The sequence below is a fragment of the Homoserinimonas sedimenticola genome, assembly GCF_026094475.1.
Taxonomy (GTDB): domain Bacteria; phylum Actinomycetota; class Actinomycetes; order Actinomycetales; family Microbacteriaceae; genus Homoserinimonas; species Homoserinimonas sedimenticola.
The window spans coordinates 1,334,533-1,352,987 of record NZ_JAPELL010000001.1 but is presented as its reverse complement, the minus strand read 5'-3'; the positions used below and the strand labels follow the sequence as shown (position 1 = coordinate 1,352,987).

Annotated in this window: 16 protein-coding genes; 12 read left to right on the top strand and 4 right to left on the bottom strand. The window is 70.8% G+C overall.

What is annotated here, in order from left to right; translation table 11 throughout:
* Positions 1 to 10 precede the first annotated feature (10 nt).
* Both OH146_RS06300 and OH146_RS06295 read right to left on the bottom strand, forming a co-directional pair.
* The gene (locus tag OH146_RS06300) at positions 11 to 829 is read right to left on the bottom strand and encodes a DUF1206 domain-containing protein (RefSeq protein ID WP_265158585.1); all 819 of its coding nucleotides are present in this window, start codon (positions 827 to 829) and stop codon (positions 11 to 13) included.
* 55 nt (positions 830 to 884) lie between these two features.
* The gene (locus OH146_RS06295; protein WP_265158583.1) at positions 885 to 2,408 is read right to left on the bottom strand and encodes a high affinity choline transporter 1; all 1,524 of its coding nucleotides are present in this window, start codon (positions 2,406 to 2,408) and stop codon (positions 885 to 887) included.
* 242 nt (positions 2,409 to 2,650) lie between these two features.
* Between OH146_RS06295 and OH146_RS06290 the strand changes: the two genes are divergently transcribed.
* The 5 genes from OH146_RS06290 to OH146_RS06270 are packed head-to-tail and all read left to right on the top strand — an operon-like array spanning position 2,651 to position 10,103.
* The gene (locus OH146_RS06290; RefSeq protein ID WP_265158581.1) at positions 2,651 to 3,502 is read left to right on the top strand and encodes an urea amidolyase associated protein UAAP1; all 852 of its coding nucleotides are present in this window, start codon (positions 2,651 to 2,653) and stop codon (positions 3,500 to 3,502) included.
* 11 nt (positions 3,503 to 3,513) lie between these two features.
* Positions 3,514 to 4,212, top strand: a complete 699-nt coding sequence (locus OH146_RS06285) for an urea amidolyase associated protein UAAP2 (RefSeq protein ID WP_265158579.1) — start codon at positions 3,514 to 3,516, stop codon at positions 4,210 to 4,212.
* Positions 4,209 to 7,796, top strand: a complete 3,588-nt coding sequence (gene uca, locus OH146_RS06280; protein ID WP_265158577.1) for an urea carboxylase — start codon at positions 4,209 to 4,211, stop codon at positions 7,794 to 7,796. The genes OH146_RS06285 and uca overlap by 4 nt, the downstream gene beginning before the upstream one ends.
* A complete protein-coding gene (locus OH146_RS06275) occupies positions 7,793 to 9,478 on the top strand; it encodes an allophanate hydrolase (protein ID WP_265158575.1) in 1,686 nt (561 codons plus the stop codon). The genes uca and OH146_RS06275 overlap by 4 nt, the downstream gene beginning before the upstream one ends.
* 4 nt (positions 9,479 to 9,482) lie before the next feature.
* Positions 9,483 to 10,103: a TetR/AcrR family transcriptional regulator gene (locus tag OH146_RS06270; protein ID WP_265158573.1), complete on the top strand. Its 621-nt coding sequence runs from the start codon at positions 9,483 to 9,485 to the stop codon at positions 10,101 to 10,103.
* Between the two features lie 70 nt (positions 10,104 to 10,173).
* Here the strand turns inward: OH146_RS06270 and OH146_RS06265 are convergent, their stop codons facing one another.
* Together OH146_RS06265 and OH146_RS06260 are read right to left on the bottom strand one after the other, a co-directional pair.
* On the bottom strand, positions 10,174 to 10,962 hold the full coding sequence (locus tag OH146_RS06265; RefSeq protein ID WP_265158571.1) for a class II glutamine amidotransferase: 789 nt from the start codon (positions 10,960 to 10,962) through the stop codon (positions 10,174 to 10,176).
* A 62-nt stretch (positions 10,963 to 11,024) separates the two neighbouring features.
* Complete coding sequence (locus tag OH146_RS06260) at positions 11,025 to 12,152, bottom strand: carboxypeptidase-like regulatory domain-containing protein (RefSeq protein WP_265158569.1); 1,128 nt, start codon at positions 12,150 to 12,152, stop codon at positions 11,025 to 11,027.
* A gap of 163 nt (positions 12,153 to 12,315) precedes the next feature.
* Here OH146_RS06260 and OH146_RS06255 point away from each other — a divergent pair, with 163 nt between their 5' ends.
* The 7 genes from OH146_RS06255 (at position 12,316) to OH146_RS06225 (ending at position 18,386) form a co-directional block, all read left to right on the top strand.
* Positions 12,316 to 12,675 (top strand): PhnD/SsuA/transferrin family substrate-binding protein, encoded by a 360-nt coding sequence (locus tag OH146_RS06255; RefSeq protein WP_265158567.1) that lies wholly within the window; start codon positions 12,316 to 12,318, stop codon positions 12,673 to 12,675.
* Positions 12,641 to 13,222 (top strand): phosphate/phosphite/phosphonate ABC transporter substrate-binding protein, encoded by a 582-nt coding sequence (locus OH146_RS06250; protein ID WP_265158566.1) that lies wholly within the window; start codon positions 12,641 to 12,643, stop codon positions 13,220 to 13,222. The genes OH146_RS06255 and OH146_RS06250 overlap by 35 nt, the downstream gene beginning before the upstream one ends.
* A complete protein-coding gene (locus OH146_RS06245) occupies positions 13,222 to 14,049 on the top strand; it encodes a phosphonate ABC transporter ATP-binding protein (RefSeq protein WP_265158564.1) in 828 nt (275 codons plus the stop codon). The genes OH146_RS06250 and OH146_RS06245 overlap by 1 nt, the downstream gene beginning before the upstream one ends.
* Entirely contained in the window at positions 14,030 to 14,758 is a 729-nt protein-coding gene (gene phnE, locus OH146_RS06240) for a phosphonate ABC transporter, permease protein PhnE (protein ID WP_265158562.1), read from the top strand. Before OH146_RS06245 ends, phnE begins: the two co-directional genes overlap by 20 nt.
* The gene (locus OH146_RS06235) at positions 14,755 to 15,519 is read left to right on the top strand and encodes a tyrosine-protein phosphatase (protein WP_265158560.1); all 765 of its coding nucleotides are present in this window, start codon (positions 14,755 to 14,757) and stop codon (positions 15,517 to 15,519) included. Before phnE ends, OH146_RS06235 begins: the two co-directional genes overlap by 4 nt.
* The gene (locus tag OH146_RS06230) at positions 15,516 to 16,133 is read left to right on the top strand and encodes a TetR/AcrR family transcriptional regulator (protein WP_265158558.1); all 618 of its coding nucleotides are present in this window, start codon (positions 15,516 to 15,518) and stop codon (positions 16,131 to 16,133) included. The genes OH146_RS06235 and OH146_RS06230 overlap by 4 nt, the downstream gene beginning before the upstream one ends.
* Before the next feature lie 360 nt (positions 16,134 to 16,493).
* Positions 16,494 to 18,386, top strand: coding sequence for a helix-turn-helix domain-containing protein (locus OH146_RS06225; protein WP_265158556.1), 1,893 nt, complete (start codon positions 16,494 to 16,496; stop codon positions 18,384 to 18,386).
* Positions 18,387 to 18,455 lie beyond the last annotated feature (69 nt).

The window sequence follows — 18,455 nt, the reverse complement described above, 5'->3', positions numbered from 1 at the left end:
CGCCCGCGGGCTAGAGCCGCGCGTACTTGGCGCGGGCGAAGCAGTACACGCCGTACGCAATGAGTCCGAGAGCGACGACGGTGAGGATCGCCGGGCCGAATGGGAGGTTGACGAGGGTCTTGAGCGCTCCGTCGAGTCCGGTGGCTTCGCTGGGGTCGGAGGTGATAGCCGCGACGCCGAAGAGGATGCCGACAACGGAGATCGCGACGCCCTTGGCGATGTAGCCGACACGACCGAGTGTCGTGATCGTGTCTCCGGTCTTGCCGGCGGGGGTGGAGATGTCGTGCAGAAACTTCTTCTTCGCACCCTTCACGATGAAGTAGACGCCGACGGCAAGCACACCGAGGCCAAGAAGGACGACGAGAAAGACACCCCCGGGGGCGGAGAGCAACCGTGCCGTCATGCTCTGCGTCTCGCCCGAGCTGCCGCCTCCGCCGCCCATGGCCACACTGGCGGCGGAGAACCCGATGGCGAGGTAGGCGAGCGCTTTGCCGCCCTCCTTGGCACGGTCGATCCAGGCATCCTTGTCGGTGCCCCGAACGAGGAATGTCTCGAGCACTTGGAACAGGCCGAGCGCAAACAGCCCGATGGCGACGACCCAGAGCAGGATGCCACCGCCGGGGGTCGACGCGAGCCCGCGCAGCGCACCACCCTGGTCCGCGTCTCCGCCGGAACCGAATGCAACGCCGATCGCGATTCCCCCGATGAGCACGTGGAGCAGGCCGCTGACCGCGAATCCGGTGCGGGCGGCGAACTGGAACGCACTGTTGTCTTGCAGTCGTGACGCGGTGGAGCGAGCGGATGTTGCGGGCGAAGAAGAGGGGGCCATGGCTTCACGATAGGCCCGTTACGCGACGACTCGACAGGGCCGTCCAGCGCCCGCCTCACACCGCGGCGGGCATCCGCTCCTCGTCGTCGATCACGCGCGACTGCTCGGCCCGCAGGTCGTCGAGGGTGGCCAGCTCGTCATCCAGCTCCGCCTGCGTGCGCGGCGTGAGCCACGACATGATGACGAAGAGCGTGAAGCTTGCGGCGGCCGCGAGGAGCGTCGCCCAGCCGTCGAAGTCGACCGTGGCGATCGTGTTGGGCACGTAGAGGATGTCGTTCGGCACCCCGTAGAGGGTCGGCTGCAGCGCGAGGAACACGATGCGGAGCACGAAGCCGAAGATCGCCGACACGAGGGCCGCGACGAGGCCGGGGCGCCGCCAGAAGACACCCGCGATGAAGGGGCCCGCGAGGCAGGCGAGCATGAGGTCGAAGGCGAGCGTGAGCAGGATGCCTGTCTGGCTGACCTGGATCGCGAGGAACGCGCCGATCACCACGATCGGCACCATCGCGGCGCGGGTCCAGGTGAGCAGGCGGTCGCGCACCGAGGGGTCGGTCGAGCGGCGACGGCGGAAGATGTTGCGCACGATCACGGCGGAGGTCGCGAGGATCGCACCGGATGCCGTCGAGAAGGATGCCGCGACGATGCCCGAGAGCACGACGATCGACAGGAGCGGCGGCGCCCAGCCATCGAGCAGCTGGTAGAGCACGGGGCCGTCAGCCGCCGTGAGGCCGAGCACGGCGGAGGCCGTGAGGGCGACGAGGGCGAAGATCGTGCCGACGACGGCCGTGAGGGCCGCGGCCGTGAAGCAGGAGCGGCGGGCGATCTGCGGGGTGCGGGCGCCGAAGATGCGCTGCATGAAGTCGATCGCCACGAGATCGCCGATGCCGAGCGCGACGAGAGTTGCCCAGTTGATGGGGGCGCCCTGCGCGGAATCCGTCAGCTGACCGAGGTCGAAGGGCCCCATGCCCTCGGGGATGACGATGCCGAACGACATCGCGGTCCAGACAAGCAAGGCGATCGACGCGATGACCGTGATGGTCGTCTGGATGGCGGCCGTGTAGGCGTCCGAGAACAGTCCGCCCGCGATCGTGTAGGCGAGCACGAGGGTGACCGTGAGCACGATGCCCCAGGCGTAGGGGATGTTCGCGAACCGTTCCATGAGGAAGCCGCAGGCGACGAGGTTGCCGGCGAGGAGGATCGTGAAGGCAAAGGCCATGATGACGCTCGCGACCACCTCGGTGCCGCGGCCGTAGCGCACCCGGAAGAAGTCGCCCAACGTGTAGAGCCTCATGGCGTTGAGGGGCTTCGCCAGAAACAGGCCCGCGAGCAGGAGGCAGATCGCGAGGCCGAGGGCGAGCGAGGCGCCCGCCCAGAAGCCGAAGTCGGCGGTGAGGTCGGTGTTGCCGACCGTCGCATTGGCGTCGACCGCAGCTGCGGCGAGGGAGACGGCCACGAGCGGGACGCCCAGTCGTCGGCCGGCGACGAGGAAGTTGTCGCTGTCGCCGTCGACCTTCTTCGCGACGAGGACGCCGACGATGAGGACGGCGAGAACGGTGATGCCCACTCCGAGGATGACCATGATGCTCCCATGCGGATTGTGATTTCTATCGGGTGATAGAAAGCCGATGCTGGCCCCCCAAGGTGCACTCCGCGTTTTCCGTCATGTATCGAACGTGTGAATTCACGAACGGATGCTCGGGGCGGCGGAATCGGCGCGAGACCGGCCCTCGGGGGAGGGTTTCGCGAGCTGTAGCGCTGGAGAAACATCCGCGAAACGCCCCGCTGGTCTTATTTCTGTCGACCGACAGAAATGGGGACGGCATGGCGACCGACAACACCGCACGAATGGCCACTCTCGGCAGCGTGGGCGCCGCCCGCTCCGACGCCCGCGCCCGCACTACGCGCTCGCCGTGGATGCCCGAGCTGCCGGCATCCACGACTCCGACCCCGCCCGAGGGAGTCGACCCCGCCGCCCTGCTGTGGGCGGAGACGGTCGCCCCCGGGGGCTACACGCACCTGCGGGTGGCGCGCGGCACGCGCATCCGCCTCGAGGATGTCGAGGGCGACGCGTCTGCCAGTGTCGTCGTCGTCAACGCACTCAACACGGGCGAGCGCCTCAACATCGCCGATACGCAGAAGATCCCGTGGCAGGCCTACCTGGGGGCGGGGCATCCGCTGCTCTCGGGCGACGGGCGCGTGCTCGCGACGATCGTCGACGACACCTCCGGCAGCCACGATGCGCTGTGCGGCGCATCCGGTGACGCGTGGAACGAGCAGAAGTACGGCGATGCCACCCCCGAGGGCCCGACGCCCTCCGGGCACGCGCTGCTGCGCATGGCCGCGAGCAAGCACGGGCTCACCCGCCGCGACCTGCCGCCCGCGGCATCCTTCTTCAAGGGCGTGCGCGTCGCGGACGACGGCTCGCTGGAGTGGACCGGATCGGCAGGGGCCGGCACGCGCGTGGACCTGCTCGCCGAGCTCCCCCTCATCGTGCTGATTGCGAACGCGCCCCACCCGCGCGACCCCCGCCCCGACTACATCGCGACGCCCCTGCGGGTGCACGCCTGGCGCGAGCGGCCGACCCGCGCCGGCGACCCGCACTACGACGCGAGCCCCGAGCGGGAGCGCGCCTATCTCAACTCGATCGCCTACGCCGAGCTCGCCGGACTCTGAGAGGACACCCCATGGTCACCACCACCGTTCCCCCGCGCCCGGTCTACGCCGAGGGCTCTCCGCTCGAATGGTCGGAGCCCTTCGTCGCCGGCGAGATCGTGACAGACGACGCGATCGCGCCGCGCGCATCCTGGTCGGCGATCGTGCCCGCCGGCTGCGTCTTCACGCTCGTCGACGTGGGCGGCAACCAGTCTGGCGACTGCCTCATCTTCGCGGCGGATGACACATCCGAGCGCTACAGCGTGCCCGACACGCTCGCGTGGCAGGGCAACGCCTACGTCACGACGGGCACCGTGCTGCGCTCCAATCTGGGCCGGCCCCTCATGACCGTCGTCGGCAACGAGATCGACCGGCAGGACACGATCGGCGGCGCCTGCAGCAAGGAGTCCAACACGCTGCGCTACGGGCACCACACCGCCTATCAGCACGCCTGCCGCGAGAACTTCCTCTACGAGGGCGCCAAGTGGGGGCTCGGTGCGCGCGACCTCGTCTCCAACCTGAACTGGTTCATGAACGTGCCCGTCGAGGCGGATGGCGCGCTCGGCATCGTGGACGGCATGAGCGCGCCTGGTCGCCGCGTCGCCTGCCGGGCGGAGCGCGACGTGATCGTCGTCATCTCCAACTGCCCGCAGATGAACAACCCCTGCAACGACTTCAACGTGACCCCCCTCCGGGCGATCGTCACCCGCCCGGAAGGAGAGGGCCAGTGACCTTCGACACCGTCCTCGTTGCCAACCGCGGCGAGATCGCCCGCCGCATCATCCGCTCGGCGAAGGAACTTGGACTGCGCACCGTCGCGGTGTACTCCGATGCCGACCGTGCCGCACCGCACGTTCGTGAGGCGGATGTCGCGGTGCGGCTCGGCCCCGCACCCGCCGCCGAGTCGTACCTGCGCATCGACGCCGTCATCGAGGCGGCGCTCGCCCATGGCGCGGGCGCCATCCACCCCGGCTACGGCTTCCTCTCGGAGAACGTGGATGCCGCGCGCGCCGTCGAGGCGGCGGGGCTCGCCTGGATCGGCCCGACGCCCACCCAGATCGAGACCTTCGGGCTCAAGCACACGGCGCGCAGCCGGGCGGAGGCGGCATCCGTTCCCATGCTCCCCGGCACCGGCCTGTTGGAGGATGCCGAGGACGCGGTCGCGGCGGCGGAGCGCATCGGGCTGCCCGTCATGCTCAAGGCGACGAGCGGCGGCGGCGGAATCGGCATGAAGGTGTGCCACACGGTCGAGGATGTGCGCGAGGGTTATGCGGCCGTCGCGGCGATGGCGGCGCGCAGCTTCGGCTCGGGCGGCGTGTTCCTGGAGCGGCTCGTGACGCGCGCCCGGCACGTAGAGGTGCAGGTGTTCGGCGACGGCGAGGGCCGCATCGCGATCTTCGGCGACCGGGACTGCTCACTGCAGCGACGCAACCAGAAGGTCATCGAGGAGGCGCCGGCTCCCGGACTGGATGAGGCGGTGCGCCGCGACATGCACGACGCGGCGCGGCGGCTCGCAGCATCCGTCAACTACCGCTCGGCCGGCACGGTCGAGTTCATCTACGACCCCGAGCGCGGCGAGGCGTACTTCCTTGAGATGAACACGCGACTGCAGGTCGAGCATCCCGTGACTGAGGCGGTCTTCGGCGTCGACCTCGTCGCGCTCATGCTGGAGTTGGGGCGCGGTGGTGCGGCCGCGATGGATGCCGCGCTGTTCGAGACGCACACCCCGAAGGGCCACGCGCTCGAGGCCCGCGTCTACGCGGAGGACCCGTCCCGCGGTTTCGCACCCTCGCCCGGGCTCGTGACGCGTGCCGAGTTCCCGGCGGGGGAGGGCATCCGCGTCGACGGCTGGATCGAGACTGGCCTGCGGGTCACCCCCGACTACGACCCCATGCTTGCGAAGGTCATCGTGCACGCGGCGGACCGCGACGCGGCGCTCGATCGTCTTGGCGAGGCGCTTGCCGAGACCCGCATCGACGGCATCGTCACGGGCCTCGGGATGCTGCGTGCCCTGTGTGGCAACGCGGCGGTGCGCGCCGTGCAGCACGACACGAGCACCCTCGGTGAACCCGACGACCCCGACGCGCGCATCGACGTGCTTGTGCCGGGACTCATGACGACCGTGCAGGACCTGCCGGGCCGGGTCGGCCTGTGGAAGGTCGGCGTGCCGCCGTCGGGACCCATGGATGCCGCATCCTTCCGTGAGGCGAACCTCGCGGTCGGCAACGCCGCCGAGGGGCCCGCGCTCGAGATCACGATGTCGGGGCCGCGCCTGCGCTTCTCCGCCGAGAGCGTCATCTGCGTCACGGGCGCCGAGGTTCCCGTGACGGTCGACGGCGCTCCCGTCGCCCAGTGGGAGCCCGTGCCGGTGCCCGCGGGGGCGGTCGTCGCCGTGGGGTCGAGCACGCTCGGCATGCGCGCCTACCTCGCGGTGCAGGGCGGCTTCGACGTGCCCGAGTACCTCGGCAGCGCCTCGACCTTCACGCTGGGCGGCTTCGGCGGCCACGGCGGCCGCGCCCTCGTCGCGGGCGATGTGCTGAGGCCCGGTGTCGCAGCGCCCGATGCCGTCACGGCCCCGACGCCCGAGGAACGCCGCCCCCGACTCACGCGCGAGTGGGTCATCGGCGTGACCGAGGGCCCGCACGCCGCGCCCGAGTTCTTCACCCGCGAGGACATCGACGAGCTCTACCGCGCCGTCTACGAGGTCGACGTGCAGTCGGCCCGCACGGGCGTGCGCCTGCGCGGGCCCAAGCCGAACTGGGCGCGGGAGGACGGCGGCGAGGCGGGCCTGCACCCCTCCAACATCCACGACACCGCCTACGCCGTGGGGGCGCTCGACTTCACGGGTGACACCCCCATCATCCTCGGCCTCGACGGGCCGAGCCTCGGCGGCTTCGTCTGCCCCGCGGTCGTCGCGAGCGCCGAGTTCTGGAAGGTCGGCCAGCTGCGCCCGGGCGACACGGTTCGCTTCGTGCCGATCCGCGACGAGGCGGCGCGGGACTTCCAGGCGGCCCTCGTGCACGGGCAGGGCGCGGGCGACGGTGACGACGGCATCCTCTCGCGGCGCGAGCCGATCACCCAGGGTGACGCCGTGCTCGCCCCCGCCGTCACCTATCGCCGCGACGGCGACGCCAACATCCTCGTCGAGTACGGCGAGAACATCCTCGACCTGGGACTCCGGATGCGCGTGCACGCGCTCGAGCAGGCGGTCATCGCGCGCGGCATCACGGGAGTGCGGGACATCACAGCGGGCATCCGTTCGCTGCAGATCCAGACCGACCCGAGCGTGCTGCGTGCCTCGACCCTGCTCGACGAGCTGCAGCAGATCGAGGGCGAGCTGCCCGCGACACGGGAGCTCGTCGTACCATCGCGCATCGTGCACCTGCCGCTCTCGTGGGATGACCCCGCGACGCGACTGGCGATCGAGCGGTACATGTCGAGCGTGCGCGACGACGCCCCCTGGACGCCGTGGAACATCGAGTTCATCCGCCGCGTCAACGGCCTCGAGACGGTCGATCAGGTCAAGGACATCGTGTTCGACGCCGACTACCTCGTGCTCGGGCTCGGCGATGTGTACCTCGGCGCGCCCGTAGCGACCCCGGTCGATCCGCGTCACCGGCTCGTGACGACCAAGTACAACCCCGCCCGCACCTGGACGGCCGAGAACTCGGTCGGAATCGGCGGCGCCTACATGTGCATCTACGGCATGGAGGGACCGGGCGGGTACCAGTTCGTGGGCCGCACGGTGCAGATCTGGAACACCTTCCGCCGCGGCGGCCTGATCGACGAGAATCCGTGGGCGCTGCGCCCCTTCGACCGCATCAAGTGGTACCCGGTGTCGGCCGAGGAGCTGCTTGAGCTGCGGGCCGAAGTGGATGCCGGTCGCGGCGAGTTCCGCACGGAGGAGGGCAGCTTCTCCCTCGCCGAGTACGAGGAGTTCCTCGGGCGTGAGGCCGAGTCGATCGAGGCCTTCCAACAGACGCAGCGGGCCGCCTTCGAGGAGGAGAAGGAGCGCTGGCGCGCCGCCGGCGAGTTCGACCGCGTCTACGACCAGCCCGCCGAGGTTGCCGCCGAGGTCGTGATCCCCGAGGGCTGCGTGCCCGTGACGGCTCCCTTCGCGGCGAGCGTGTGGAAGGTCGATACCGAGGTCGGGTCCTGGACCGAGGCGGATGACCGGCTCGTTGTGCTGGAGGCGATGAAGATGGAGAACCCCGTGCTCGCGCCGGCCACCGGCCGCGTCATCGAGGTGTATGTGAAACCCGGCGAGCAGGTCGCCGCCGGTCAGATCCTGGCTGCCGTGGAGGTCGCGTCATGAACGTTGCAGTGAATATCGGTACCAAGGTGCGCGAGGCCTATCGCCGCATCGCGGAGGCCGACCGGCCCGAGGTGTGGATCGCCCTGCGCTCCGAGGAGGAGGTGCTCGCCGACGCGGAGGCCGTCGACGCGCGGGCCGCGGCGGGGGAGCGGCTCCCGCTCGCGGGCGTGCTCGTCGCCGTCAAGGACAACATCGACGTGGCGGGGCTGCCGACAACGGCCGGGAGCGCCGCCTACTCTTACGAGCCGGCAGAGGATGCGACATCCGTCGCCCGCCTGCGGGCGGCAGGTGCTGTCATCCTCGGCAAGACGAACCTCGACCAGTTCGCGACGGGGCTCGTGGGCACCCGCAGTCCCTTCGGTGCGGTGCGCAATGCCTGGCGGCCCGACCGGATTTCGGGCGGGTCATCCTCCGGTTCGGCCGTAGCGGTCGCCCTGAGCTTCGTTGACATCGCGCTCGGCACCGACACGGCGGGCTCCGGCCGGGTGCCCGCCGCGCTCAACGGGCTCTACGGCGTCAAGCCGACCGTGGGCCTCATCCCCACGACGGGCGTCGTGCCCGCCTGTCGCTCGATCGACGTCGTGACGGTGTTCGCCCGCGACCTCCGGCTGGGGCGCCTCGCTGCCGAGATCATGGAGGGTCCGGATGGCGTCGACCCCCTCGCCCGCACCGCCGTGGCGCAGCCCGGCCTGGACGCGGCTCCCCGCGTCGCAATCCCCACGCCCGAGCACCTGGAGGGGCTCGCCGAGGGCTGGGCGGATGCCTTCGCTCGCGCGGTCGAGCGCCTCGCCCAGGCGGGCGTCGAGATCGTGGAGGTCGACATCAGCCCGCTGCTCGACGCCGCCCAGCTGCTCTACGGCGGCGCCTTCGTGGCGGAGCGGACGGCCGCCGTCGGAGACTTCATCCGCGAGCATCCCGAGCTGGTGGGGAACGACCTCGACCCGACCGTCGCGCAGATCGTGCTCGGGGGCGACAGCGCGAGCGCGGTCGAGGTGTTCCGCGACCGCGAGAAGCTCGAGCGACTCGGGCTCGAGGGCGCGCGGAGGCTGGAGGGGACCGTCGCCCTGCTGACACCGACGACCACGTGGCATCCGACCCTCGCCGAGGTCGCGGCCGACCCCATCGGGGCGAACTCGCGCATGGGGCGCTTCACGAACTTCGCCAACCTACTCGACTACGCCTCGCTCGCCGTGCCGGCCGGGGCGGTCGACGGTGTGCCCTTTGGGGTCATGTTCACGGGCCCTGCCTTCACCGATCGGCGCCTCGCCGAGCTGGGGAGGCTCGTGGCCGATGCCCCGCTCGACGTGCTCGTGGTTGGGGCCCACCTGGAGGGCCAGCCGCTCAACCACCAGCTCGTCGCGGCAGGCGGTCGCTTCCGCGCCCGCGTGCGCACGGCGCCCAGCTACCGCCTCCACGCCCTCCCGACGGTGCCGCCCAAGCCGGGCCTGCGTCGCGTGGACGAGGGCGGGACGTCCATCGAGGGCGAGGTGTGGACGCTGCCGGCATCCGGCTTCGGCAACTTCGTCGCGGCGCTGCCCCAGCCGATGGCGATCGGGCAGGTGCTGCTCGACGACGGCACCTCGGTGGCGGGATTCCTCGCCGAACCGGTGGCACTCGAGGGCACCGACGACATCTCATCGCACGGGGGTTGGCGCGCCTACCTGGCCTCGCGGGCAGAATAATCGCATGACGTCTCCGACGGTCGGGCGCCCCCGCATCACGCCGGGGCGCCCGGAGGTCGACGCCCGCACCGAGATCCTGGATGCTGCGGCCGCCCTCTTCTCCGAGCGCGGCTTCGCCGGTACGAGCACGCGGCAGATCGCGGAGCGTGCCGGCATGCGGCAGGCGAGCATGTATTACCACTTCGCGGGCAAGGAGGAGATCCTGCTCGCCCTGCTCGACGCATCCGTCACGCCCACCCTCGACCGCGCCGCCGAGTATCTCGACGCCGACGATCCGGTCGTGGCCCTCTATGAGCTCGCGCGCTCCGACGTCGACATGTTGCTGGCGGAGCCCCACAACATCGGCACCATGTATCTCTCCCCGGAGCTCCGTTCGGAGGTGTTCGCCCCCTTTCGTGCGGCCCGCGCCGAACTGATGGGTGTCTACGCAGCCCTCGCCGCACGCATCACGCCCGGCGCGGATCCCGAACTGGCGGGGGCCTGCTGTATGCAGCTCGTCGAGGTCGTCATCCCCCTGCGCAGGGATGACGCGGTGCCGAACGGGCTCGCAGAGAGTATCGCGCTCACATGCTTGCGCGTCGCGGGGGCGAGCGAGGAGGGCATCTCCCGGGTGCTCGGCCGCTGAGCAGGCGTCTGCACCGCGGGCGCTGGCAGGGGCAGTCGCCTTCGCCGCGCCAACGTCACCGCATCGCCTGCTAGCTGATCGCGGCGGTGCGGACGCGCCCCTCGGGCGTGAAGGCGAAGACGGTGTCGGGATCGAGGGGCTGCCACCCGGTCGTGTCGATACCCGTCGTCGCCACGGCACGCGCGCCCGACTCGAGCACCGCCGTGTGCAGCACGTTGTAGCCGGCATCGTGGCCGGGAGGCAGCTGGGCGCCCTCCACACCGCGAGCGGCGAAGGCGGCGAGCGGTGGGGCGACCGTGCCCGCCGAATGGATCGCATAGAGGGAGCCCTCGGTCACGAGCAGGGCATTGAGGCAGGCCTCCGGGTAGAGACCGCGCATGCGGGAGGCCGCGCGAGCGAGGGCACGCTCAATCGGATGCCCCGTCTCCCGCAGTTCACGGAGCAGGAGCGCAAAATACACCTCGCTGTCGGTAGTTCCGCGAAGCGCCTGTCGCTCCTCGACACTCAGCCGTTCCTCCGCACGCGTCTTCGGCACGAGGGCGCCATTGTGGGCGAACGCGGCCCCCGACCGAGCGAAGGGCTGAAGGTTCTCAGGCGAGACGGCCGACCCGCTGCTGGCGAAGCGCAGGTACATGAGTGAGACGCGCGTCGGCGTCGCTGCGACCGGCGGAAGCGCCTCGCGCGCGGGCGACAGGCCGGTCGTCACCGCGGGCGGATCAGCGGATGCCTCGGCGCAGGCGTGTCCCCACCCGTCCCGGTGAAGACTGGCGAGGGCGAGGAACGACGCGAGCGTCTCCCGTCCGAGCGCGGCTTCGGCGCTGAGTGGCCTAGGCGCTGCGTACGCCAGTATGCGCGACATCCGTGCTCCCGTCTCGACGAAGTCAACACTAGGGGCACGACCGAGGCGGGCGAGGCATCCGCTCAGCCTGCAGTGGACCGCCGCCGGGCTACGAGCATCGACGCAGTGCCGGCGAGCAGCAGCAAGATGGCGGATGCTACGGCCACGGTCGTTTCGACCCCCATGACGGGCAGGGTGCGGCTCGGCTCCGCTCCGGGGGTCACCACTGAGGGGCTGGCGCTCGGCGTGGGTTCGACAGGCGGTGTGGGTTCGACGGGCGGTGCCCAGTCAGTGGGGACGCTGACGGAGGGATAGACGTAGAAGCCGTTGCCGGAGCTGGTGGGGTCCTCCTCGGGAGTGACAGGCACGGGGGTTGACACGGTGCCATCCGGGGCGGTCGCGCTCACGAGCACCGGCACGGGAAAGAGGGAGGTCTCCCAGGCCCCCGCCGCATCGCTCGTGATCGGGGCAAGCGATGCGCCGGGCAGGGGAGAGCCATCGGCGGCGGTCACCGTGACGGTCGAATCGGCGAGAGGTGCGCCGTTCGCGTCGGTGACTGTGCCCGCGAGGCTCGCGGTCTGGGCGGCGAGCCACAGGTAGGCGACCGGCGTCCCCTGCAGCGGCGTCGTGGTGATGCTGAGCGACGTGATGGCGGCCGTGGGTCGGAACCAGGCGTTGGAGCCATTCGTCTCGTCGGGGGTGGGGGCAGCAAGTGTTCCCGTCGCGGCATCCCACGTGGCTGAGCCGCCGAAAGCGCCGGAGAAGCCCAGTTGCGCCGGGTCGAGGGGGCCAGCGGGGCCGGTGGCCGCGATCGCCAGCGTCTCGGAGTCGATGTCGCCGAGGATGAACGACCACCCGTGGTCGGGGGTCGGGGAGTCGAAGGTGAGGGTGGTCGTGGTGGGCGCGCCGGCCAGCGGCGAGAAGGCCAAGTGTTGCCCGGTGGCAGGCCCGTAGGTGGCGCCGGGAGGGGTGGACGGGTCGAGCAACTGCTCGGTGGTGAGCGTGAGCGCAGGGTCGTCACTCGTGATGGCGGCGTTCGGGAAGCCGGGCGCAACCCCCACGGAGGCGGGGCGCCCCGAGGCATCCGTTGTCCACGTGGAGTAGGCGCCGGAGCGATCTCCGGGGGCGGCCGTGGCGGCCGTGCCGGTGAGGCTGAGCGCTCCGAACGTGGCGGCGGCGAGGCTGGCCCCGGCCCATCTTCTCTGTTTCATGGCGTCACGGTAGGCGCGTTTGCGGCTTTTTGGCACCCGTCACTTGCTTTGCGTTTCTGAATGTTCACCCGGCGTTGGGTTCGCAGTCCCGCGGTCTCGTAATTACCCGACACCTGCCGTGGATTGCATACCGGTGTTCTTCAAAAACAGCGAAAGGACCCTCATGCGCCGCCTCAGCATTCCCGTCATCGGCCTCGTCGGCCTCACTGCACTCGCCCTCACCGGCTGCCAAGCCTCGGCCCAGGCTGAATCGGTCGACCCGAACGCTCCCATCACGATCGCGACCATCCCGCTTAGCGACGACCCCACCGCCGAGAACCCCATCGAGGCCTTCGCGGAACTCCTTGAGGAGGAGACGGGCCGCCCCGTCGAGGTCACCGACGTGCCCGACTACCTGAGCGTCGTGGAGGCGATCCGCGCCGACCATGTCGCCATCGGCCTCATGAGCGGCTTCCCCTCCGCGCTCGCCGTCAACACGGGCGAGGTGGATGCCCTGCTCGCTCGCCTGGGCGGGCAACGATGACCCGGTCTCGACCTGCGTCGTGCTCGCCGACTCGCCCATCCAGACCGTCGAGGACCTCGAGGGCAAGACGGTCGCCTTCGCCGACCAGGCCTCCAGCTCCGGCTACTTCATGCCCGTGCACATGCTGCACGAGGCCGGCCTCGAGCAGGGCGTCGACTACGAGGGCATCTTCGCGGGCGGCCACGAGGGCAGCTTCGTGGCCCTCCAGCAGGGACAGGTGGATGCCGCGTGCACGGCCATCATGCTGACCCAGCTCGGCGCTCCCATGTTCCCCTTCGCCGACGGCGAGTGGCGTGCGGTCGGCGAGAGCGCCTCCATGCCCGTGTCGGGCACGATCCTCGCGCGCCAGTCGCTCGATGACGAGACCCGCACGCTGCTCGAGGAGGCGCTGCCGCGGGTCTTCTCCGAGGCCAACGCCGAGGCGCTCGGCGCGCTCGGCGCGGGCTTCATCGGGCAGGAGACGATCATTGCGCCCGAGCAGGACCTCTTCCAGGGCTTCGTTGACATCGCGGCCGTCGCGGGCGTGAAGCTGGAAGACCTGCGCTGATGCAGACCCTCGCTCTCCCCGCCGAGGCGAGCGCGGCAGTCACGAGCGGCGCGGTGCAGGTGCCCGCGCCCCTCGTGGCCGTCCGCGACCTCGCGGTCGGCTACGGCGGCGCCCCCGTGCTAGCGGGCGTCACCCTCGACCTGTACGCGGGCGAGATGGTCGCCCTCTTAGGCGCCTCCGGCTCCGGCAAGTCGAGCCTCATGAAGAGTCTCACCGGCTTCGCCCCCATCACGGGCGGCAACGCCAAGGTCGTCGGTCACGATGTCGCGACTCTCGGGCGGGGCGGGATGCGCCGCCTCCGCTCAGAGGTCGGGCAGGTGTTCCAGCAGTTCAACCTGATCCCCCGGCTGAGCGTGCTCACCAACGTGCTGACGGGAGCCCTCCACGACGCAGGCCCCATCAATCTCGTGGGCGGCTTCAGCTCCACCCAGCGACGCCGGGCCATGGAACTGCTCGACCGGGTAGGCATCCCCCACAAGGCGAAGGAGCCCGCCCGGTCGCTGAGCGGCGGCCAGCAGCAGCGCGTCGCCATCGCGAGGGCGCTCATGCAGCAGCCGCGGCTGATCCTCGCCGACGAACCCGTCGCCTCCCTCGACCCGCGCCTCGCCGACTCCGTACTGGCGCTCCTGCGCTCGATCGCGACGGAAGGCGGCATCCCCGTGCTCGTGAGCCTGCACGTGCTGCCGCTCGCGCTGGCGCACAGCGACCGCATCGTGGGGTTGCGCCACGGCGAGGTGCTCGTCTCGGCGCCGACCGACCACCTCGAGGCATCCGCCCTGTCCGTGCTCTACGACGAGGAGGAGTCGCATGACGACGACCGCTCCTGACACCCGCCGGCCCGCGCGCGAGACCGCGCCGAGCCTCGACCCGCGAGAGCGTCAGCGCCTCGAGCGCGCATTCTCGGTGCCGCGCGCACGCTTCCTCCTGGGGATCCCGGTCGCGATCGTCGTGCTGCTCTGGTCGTTCCAGGGTGCGGAGTTCAACTTCGCCAAGCTCGGCGAGGGGGCGGGCCTGTCACTTCTCGTGGCGTTCGGTGCCGCATCCAACATCGCGCCCAAGTGGCTCTACTTTCCGTCCCGCTGGCTCATGAACATCATCCGCTCGGTGCCCGACCTGGTCTTCGCCCTCATGTTCGTGTCAGCCGTCGGGCTGGGGCCGTTCGCCGGCATCCTCGCGATGACGCTCGGCTCGCTCGGGTCTATCGGCAAGATCTTCGCCGAGGCCATGGAGTCCGTCGACCGCGGGCCGATCGTCGCGATGGAGGCCGTCGGCGCATCACGGCGGCAGGTCATCCAGTACGGCATCCTGCCCCAGGCGGCACCCCTGCTCGTCTCCTACACGCTGCTGCTCTTCGAGGGGAACGTGCGCGGGGCGACCATCCTCGGGCTCGTCGGCGCGGGCGGCATCGGCCTCGAGCTGACGACCGCCATGCGCATGTACGACTACGGCCACCTCAGCGCCATCATCATCTGCATCATCGTGCTGGTCACGGTCATCGACCAGGGCAGCGCGTTCATCCGAAGGAGAATCACGTGACCGCCACCATCGACATCCAGCTCAGTTCCCCCGTCAATCTGCGCGACCTCGGCGGCACTGCGATCGAGGGCGGCATCATGCGCGAGGGTCTGGCGGTGCGTGCCGACGACCTCTCCGTCATCACCGAGACGGATGCTGCGGCTCTCGTCGAGCGCGGGCTCACGGCCGTCATCGACCTCCGCTCCACCTTCGAGGTCTCGATGACGGGGCGCGGGCCCCTCGCGAGCCAACCCGTCGCCTACCACCACCTGCCCCTCCTGGCGGACATCGGCGAGGGGATGGCGGGCAGGGGACCAGCCGCCTTCACGCACGAGGCGATGGGGCACTCCTACGTGCGCATGGTTGACGGCGCGGCATCCCAGCTCGCCACGGCGCTGACCATCATGAGCCTCTCGCCGGGGGCGACCGCCTTCCACTGTGCTGCCGGCCGCGACCGCACTGGCGTGCTCGCCGCGCTGCTGCTCGTCTCGCTGGGTGCGACCGACGACGAGATCGTCGCCGACTACTCCCGCACCGAGCAGAACATGGCTGCCATTCAGAAGCGCATCCGGCCGATGATGGGCGCCATGCTCGCCCAGTTCGGCTTCGACATCGACGAGATGACGGCCTTCGCCGAGTCGAAGGAGCCCATGGCGGTGTCGATGCGCATCCTCCTCGACGGGCTACGAGAACGCCATGGCGACCCCCTCTCCCCGCTGCGTGCGGCCGGACTTGGTGACGAGACGATTGCCCGCCTTCGCGCCCGGGCGCTCGCCGCATGACGGTCGCGGTCGAGGAGCGGGTTGCGGCTCGTCGGGGGCCCGGCCGGCCTCGTGACGAAGACCTCGACCGGCAGATCCTCCAGGCGACACTCCAGCTGATCGACGCGGGCGAGGCCGTCACCGTCGGGCGCGTGGTCGAACGCAGCGGGGTCAGCCGTGCGGCGCTCTACCGGCGTTGGCCCTCCCTCACGGGCCTGGTCGCGGCGGCGCTCGACGTGGGCCGGGAGGTTCCGCCCGCCATCGCGGTGAGCGCCGACCTGCGCGAGGTCATCCGCCAGTCGCTCGTGGGCGGCAACGACAGCGTCGCCCCCGACTTCCCCGAGGAGCGCTTCCGCCAGCGCATCCGGCTTGCGATGGCCGACCGGCAGCTGCAGCGGGCGTACTGGCATTCCCATGTCGCCCGGCGTCGGGTCAGTCTCGAGCGCGCCCTGCAGGAGGGCATCGACCGCGGCATCCTGCGGCCCGACCTCGACCCTGCCGTGTGCTTCGACCTGCTCGCCGGCGTCGTCTATTACCAGCTCGTTGTCCGCGGCGACTCGCTCAGTGACCAGGCCGTGCAAGTCCGTTGCGAGGCGGCCTTCGACGTGGCGTGGCGGGGGATGCTCGCGGGGTGAGCATCCGCTCACTGCCTTTGGCTGCGTGCTCGCCGAGCGCCTCTGCCCCGGGCGCCCTGCCCCGGGCGCCCTGCCCCGGGCGCCTTGCCCCGAGCGCCTGCCCCGGGCGCGCTCGGCGGGCCGAGCGCGCCGCGGCGCCGACGGATCCGTTTCGGAGGAGATTTTGCGCAACGCGCCGCCGGGCGCTCTCGCCGAGCGGCGTGTCGCGCAAAATCTCCTCCGAAACGACAGCGGTGCACGTCGACGGGCCTCGTATGTCGACGGGCCTCGTATGTCGGCGGGCCTCGCACCCGGGGCGCGATACAGGCCAGGCACGTGCTCACACCACCCCGAGCGCGCTGCTTGATGAATGATGGGCACATGCCCGCGCTCTCCGACGCCATCCTCACCCTGCTCGACGCCGTGACGTCGGGGGGCTCGCCCGATGAGGCGGCCGCTGCGCTCGGCGCCCTCGTGCCCGAGGGTGAGCGTGCGCGCATCCTGCCCGCCGTGGAGTCGGCGCGGCGTGAGCTCGATGGTCTGCGTCGTCGCGAGCACGAGCTCTCCGCGCTCTTCTCGAGTGCGCGTGAGCTCGTGGGGCTTCGCGACACCGACGGCGTCATGACCCGCCTCGTCGAGCGCGCCCACGAGATGCTCGGCGCCGACGTCACCTACCTCTCCGAGTTCGACCCCGCGACGCGCGAGCTACGCGTGCGGACGACGCTCGGGGCCGTCTCGGCCGAGTTCCGCAGCCTTGTCGTGCCGCCGGGGCGCGGCCTCGTGAGCACGATCGTCGAGACGCGGATGCCGCATGCCGTGAGTCGCTACGACGACATCGAGGCCGGCCACCACGCCGCCCCCATCGACGCGGCCGTCGCCGCGGAGGGGATCGTGTCGATGCTGGGCGTGCCCCTGCGCACGGAGACCACCGTGCTGGGCGTGCTCTTTGTGGCGATGCGGCAGGAGCGCACTTTCACTCCCGAGCAGATCGCGCTGCTCTCGGCGCTCGCCGACCATGCCTCGGTCGTGCTGCAGACGGCTGACACGATGCGAGACCTTCGGCGCTCGGAGGAGGAGGCCCGCGAGGCGCTGGAGCAGCTCACGGCTCATCTGGCGGAGCGGGACCGGGCCAATACGGTGCACCAGGAACTTGTCGGCGCGGTGCTCGGCGGGGGCGGGTTCCCGCCCGTCGCGGAGACCCTCGCGGCCACGCTCGACCGCCCCGTGCTGATCGTCGACGAGGAGGGTGAGGTGAGAGCCTCGGCTCGCGATACCGCACCTCTGCTCAACGCCTGGATGGCGGGTGAAGTGGCCTCTGCCGTGCAGGAGAGCCGCCGCAGCGGCCATGTCGTCCCTCTCGACCACGGCGACGAACGCGTGCACGTTGCGGCGCTCGCGGCAGGGGACCGTCTCTTCGGCGCAATCGTGGCGGGCGCGGGAGCCTTCGAGCTCGGCAGCCTCGACGTGCGCACGCTCGAGCGCGCCGCCCAGGTCGGTGCGCTGCTGGCCCTCTCGCATGAGGCTGCGACGGAGGCAGCCCACCAGCAGCAGGGCGATCTTGTGGCGGACATCCTCACGGCAGGGCCCGAGCGGGGGCGCGATGTCGCGGCGCGGGCCCGGCGCTTCGGTGTCGACCTTGCCGTGGTCGACTCGCTTGTGCTGCTCGCGGTGCCGGGCGAGCGCCGCCTCGATGTCGCCCGGTCCTTGGCGCGCGTGCTCGCGGGTGCGCTCGTTGGCACGGTCGATGGCTACGTTGCCGTGCTTACGGACCCCACGAGGAGCGGGGCGGATGCCGCGGCTCTCGCTCGCGAGGCATCCGCCGTCGTGCGGGGACCCGTCGTCGCCGTCGCGGGCGAGGGCGTGTCGCTGGCGACCCGTTTCGACACGGCGCGGCGCACGGCCCGCCTGCTGTCGGCACTCGGGGTGGAGGAGGCTGTGGTCTCGAGCGACGCGTTCCTGCCCTATGCCGCCGTTTTTGATGGGGACCAGCGGGCGCTGGGTGTGTTTCTCGATACGACGATCGGCGCGGTGCGCAGGCACGACGCCGAGCGGGGCACGGAGCTCCTCGCGACCCTGCGCGCGTTCGTGCGCAGTGGTGCGAGCCCCACCAAGACGGCGCGGGCGCTCACCTTTCACCCGAACACGATCCTGCAGCGGCTCGAGCGGCTCGACCGCGTGCTGGGCGAGGGCTGGCGCGATGACGAACGCTACTTTCGGCTCTCTCTCGCGGTGCGCCTCGACGAGCTGCGGGAGCGATTCACCGACCCTGTGTGAAAAGCACACTGCCCGGGCCGTTCGGTGTGGTCTGAACCATATCTTCCGGCGGCCCGTGATCCTAGGCTG

Coding starts and splice junctions, on each gene's coding strand:
- OH146_RS06300 (WP_265158585.1), bottom strand. CDS start 829: ATGGCCCCCTCTTCTTCGCCCGCAACATCCGCTCGCTCCACCGCGTCA.
- OH146_RS06295 (WP_265158583.1), bottom strand. CDS start 2,408: ATGGTCATCCTCGGAGTGGGCATCACCGTTCTCGCCGTCCTCATCGTC.
- OH146_RS06290 (WP_265158581.1), top strand. CDS start 2,651: ATGGCGACCGACAACACCGCACGAATGGCCACTCTCGGCAGCGTGGGC.
- OH146_RS06285 (WP_265158579.1), top strand. CDS start 3,514: ATGGTCACCACCACCGTTCCCCCGCGCCCGGTCTACGCCGAGGGCTCT.
- OH146_RS06275 (WP_265158575.1), top strand. CDS start 7,793: ATGAACGTTGCAGTGAATATCGGTACCAAGGTGCGCGAGGCCTATCGC.
- OH146_RS06270 (WP_265158573.1), top strand. CDS start 9,483: ATGACGTCTCCGACGGTCGGGCGCCCCCGCATCACGCCGGGGCGCCCG.
- OH146_RS06265 (WP_265158571.1), bottom strand. CDS start 10,962: ATGTCGCGCATACTGGCGTACGCAGCGCCTAGGCCACTCAGCGCCGAA.
- OH146_RS06260 (WP_265158569.1), bottom strand. CDS start 12,152: ATGAAACAGAGAAGATGGGCCGGGGCCAGCCTCGCCGCCGCCACGTTC.
- OH146_RS06255 (WP_265158567.1), top strand. CDS start 12,316: ATGCGCCGCCTCAGCATTCCCGTCATCGGCCTCGTCGGCCTCACTGCA.
- OH146_RS06250 (WP_265158566.1), top strand. CDS start 12,641: ATGCCCTGCTCGCTCGCCTGGGCGGGCAACGATGACCCGGTCTCGACC.
- OH146_RS06245 (WP_265158564.1), top strand. CDS start 13,222: ATGCAGACCCTCGCTCTCCCCGCCGAGGCGAGCGCGGCAGTCACGAGC.
- phnE (WP_265158562.1), top strand. CDS start 14,030: ATGACGACGACCGCTCCTGACACCCGCCGGCCCGCGCGCGAGACCGCG.
- OH146_RS06230 (WP_265158558.1), top strand. CDS start 15,516: ATGACGGTCGCGGTCGAGGAGCGGGTTGCGGCTCGTCGGGGGCCCGGC.
- OH146_RS06225 (WP_265158556.1), top strand. CDS start 16,494: ATGCCCGCGCTCTCCGACGCCATCCTCACCCTGCTCGACGCCGTGACG.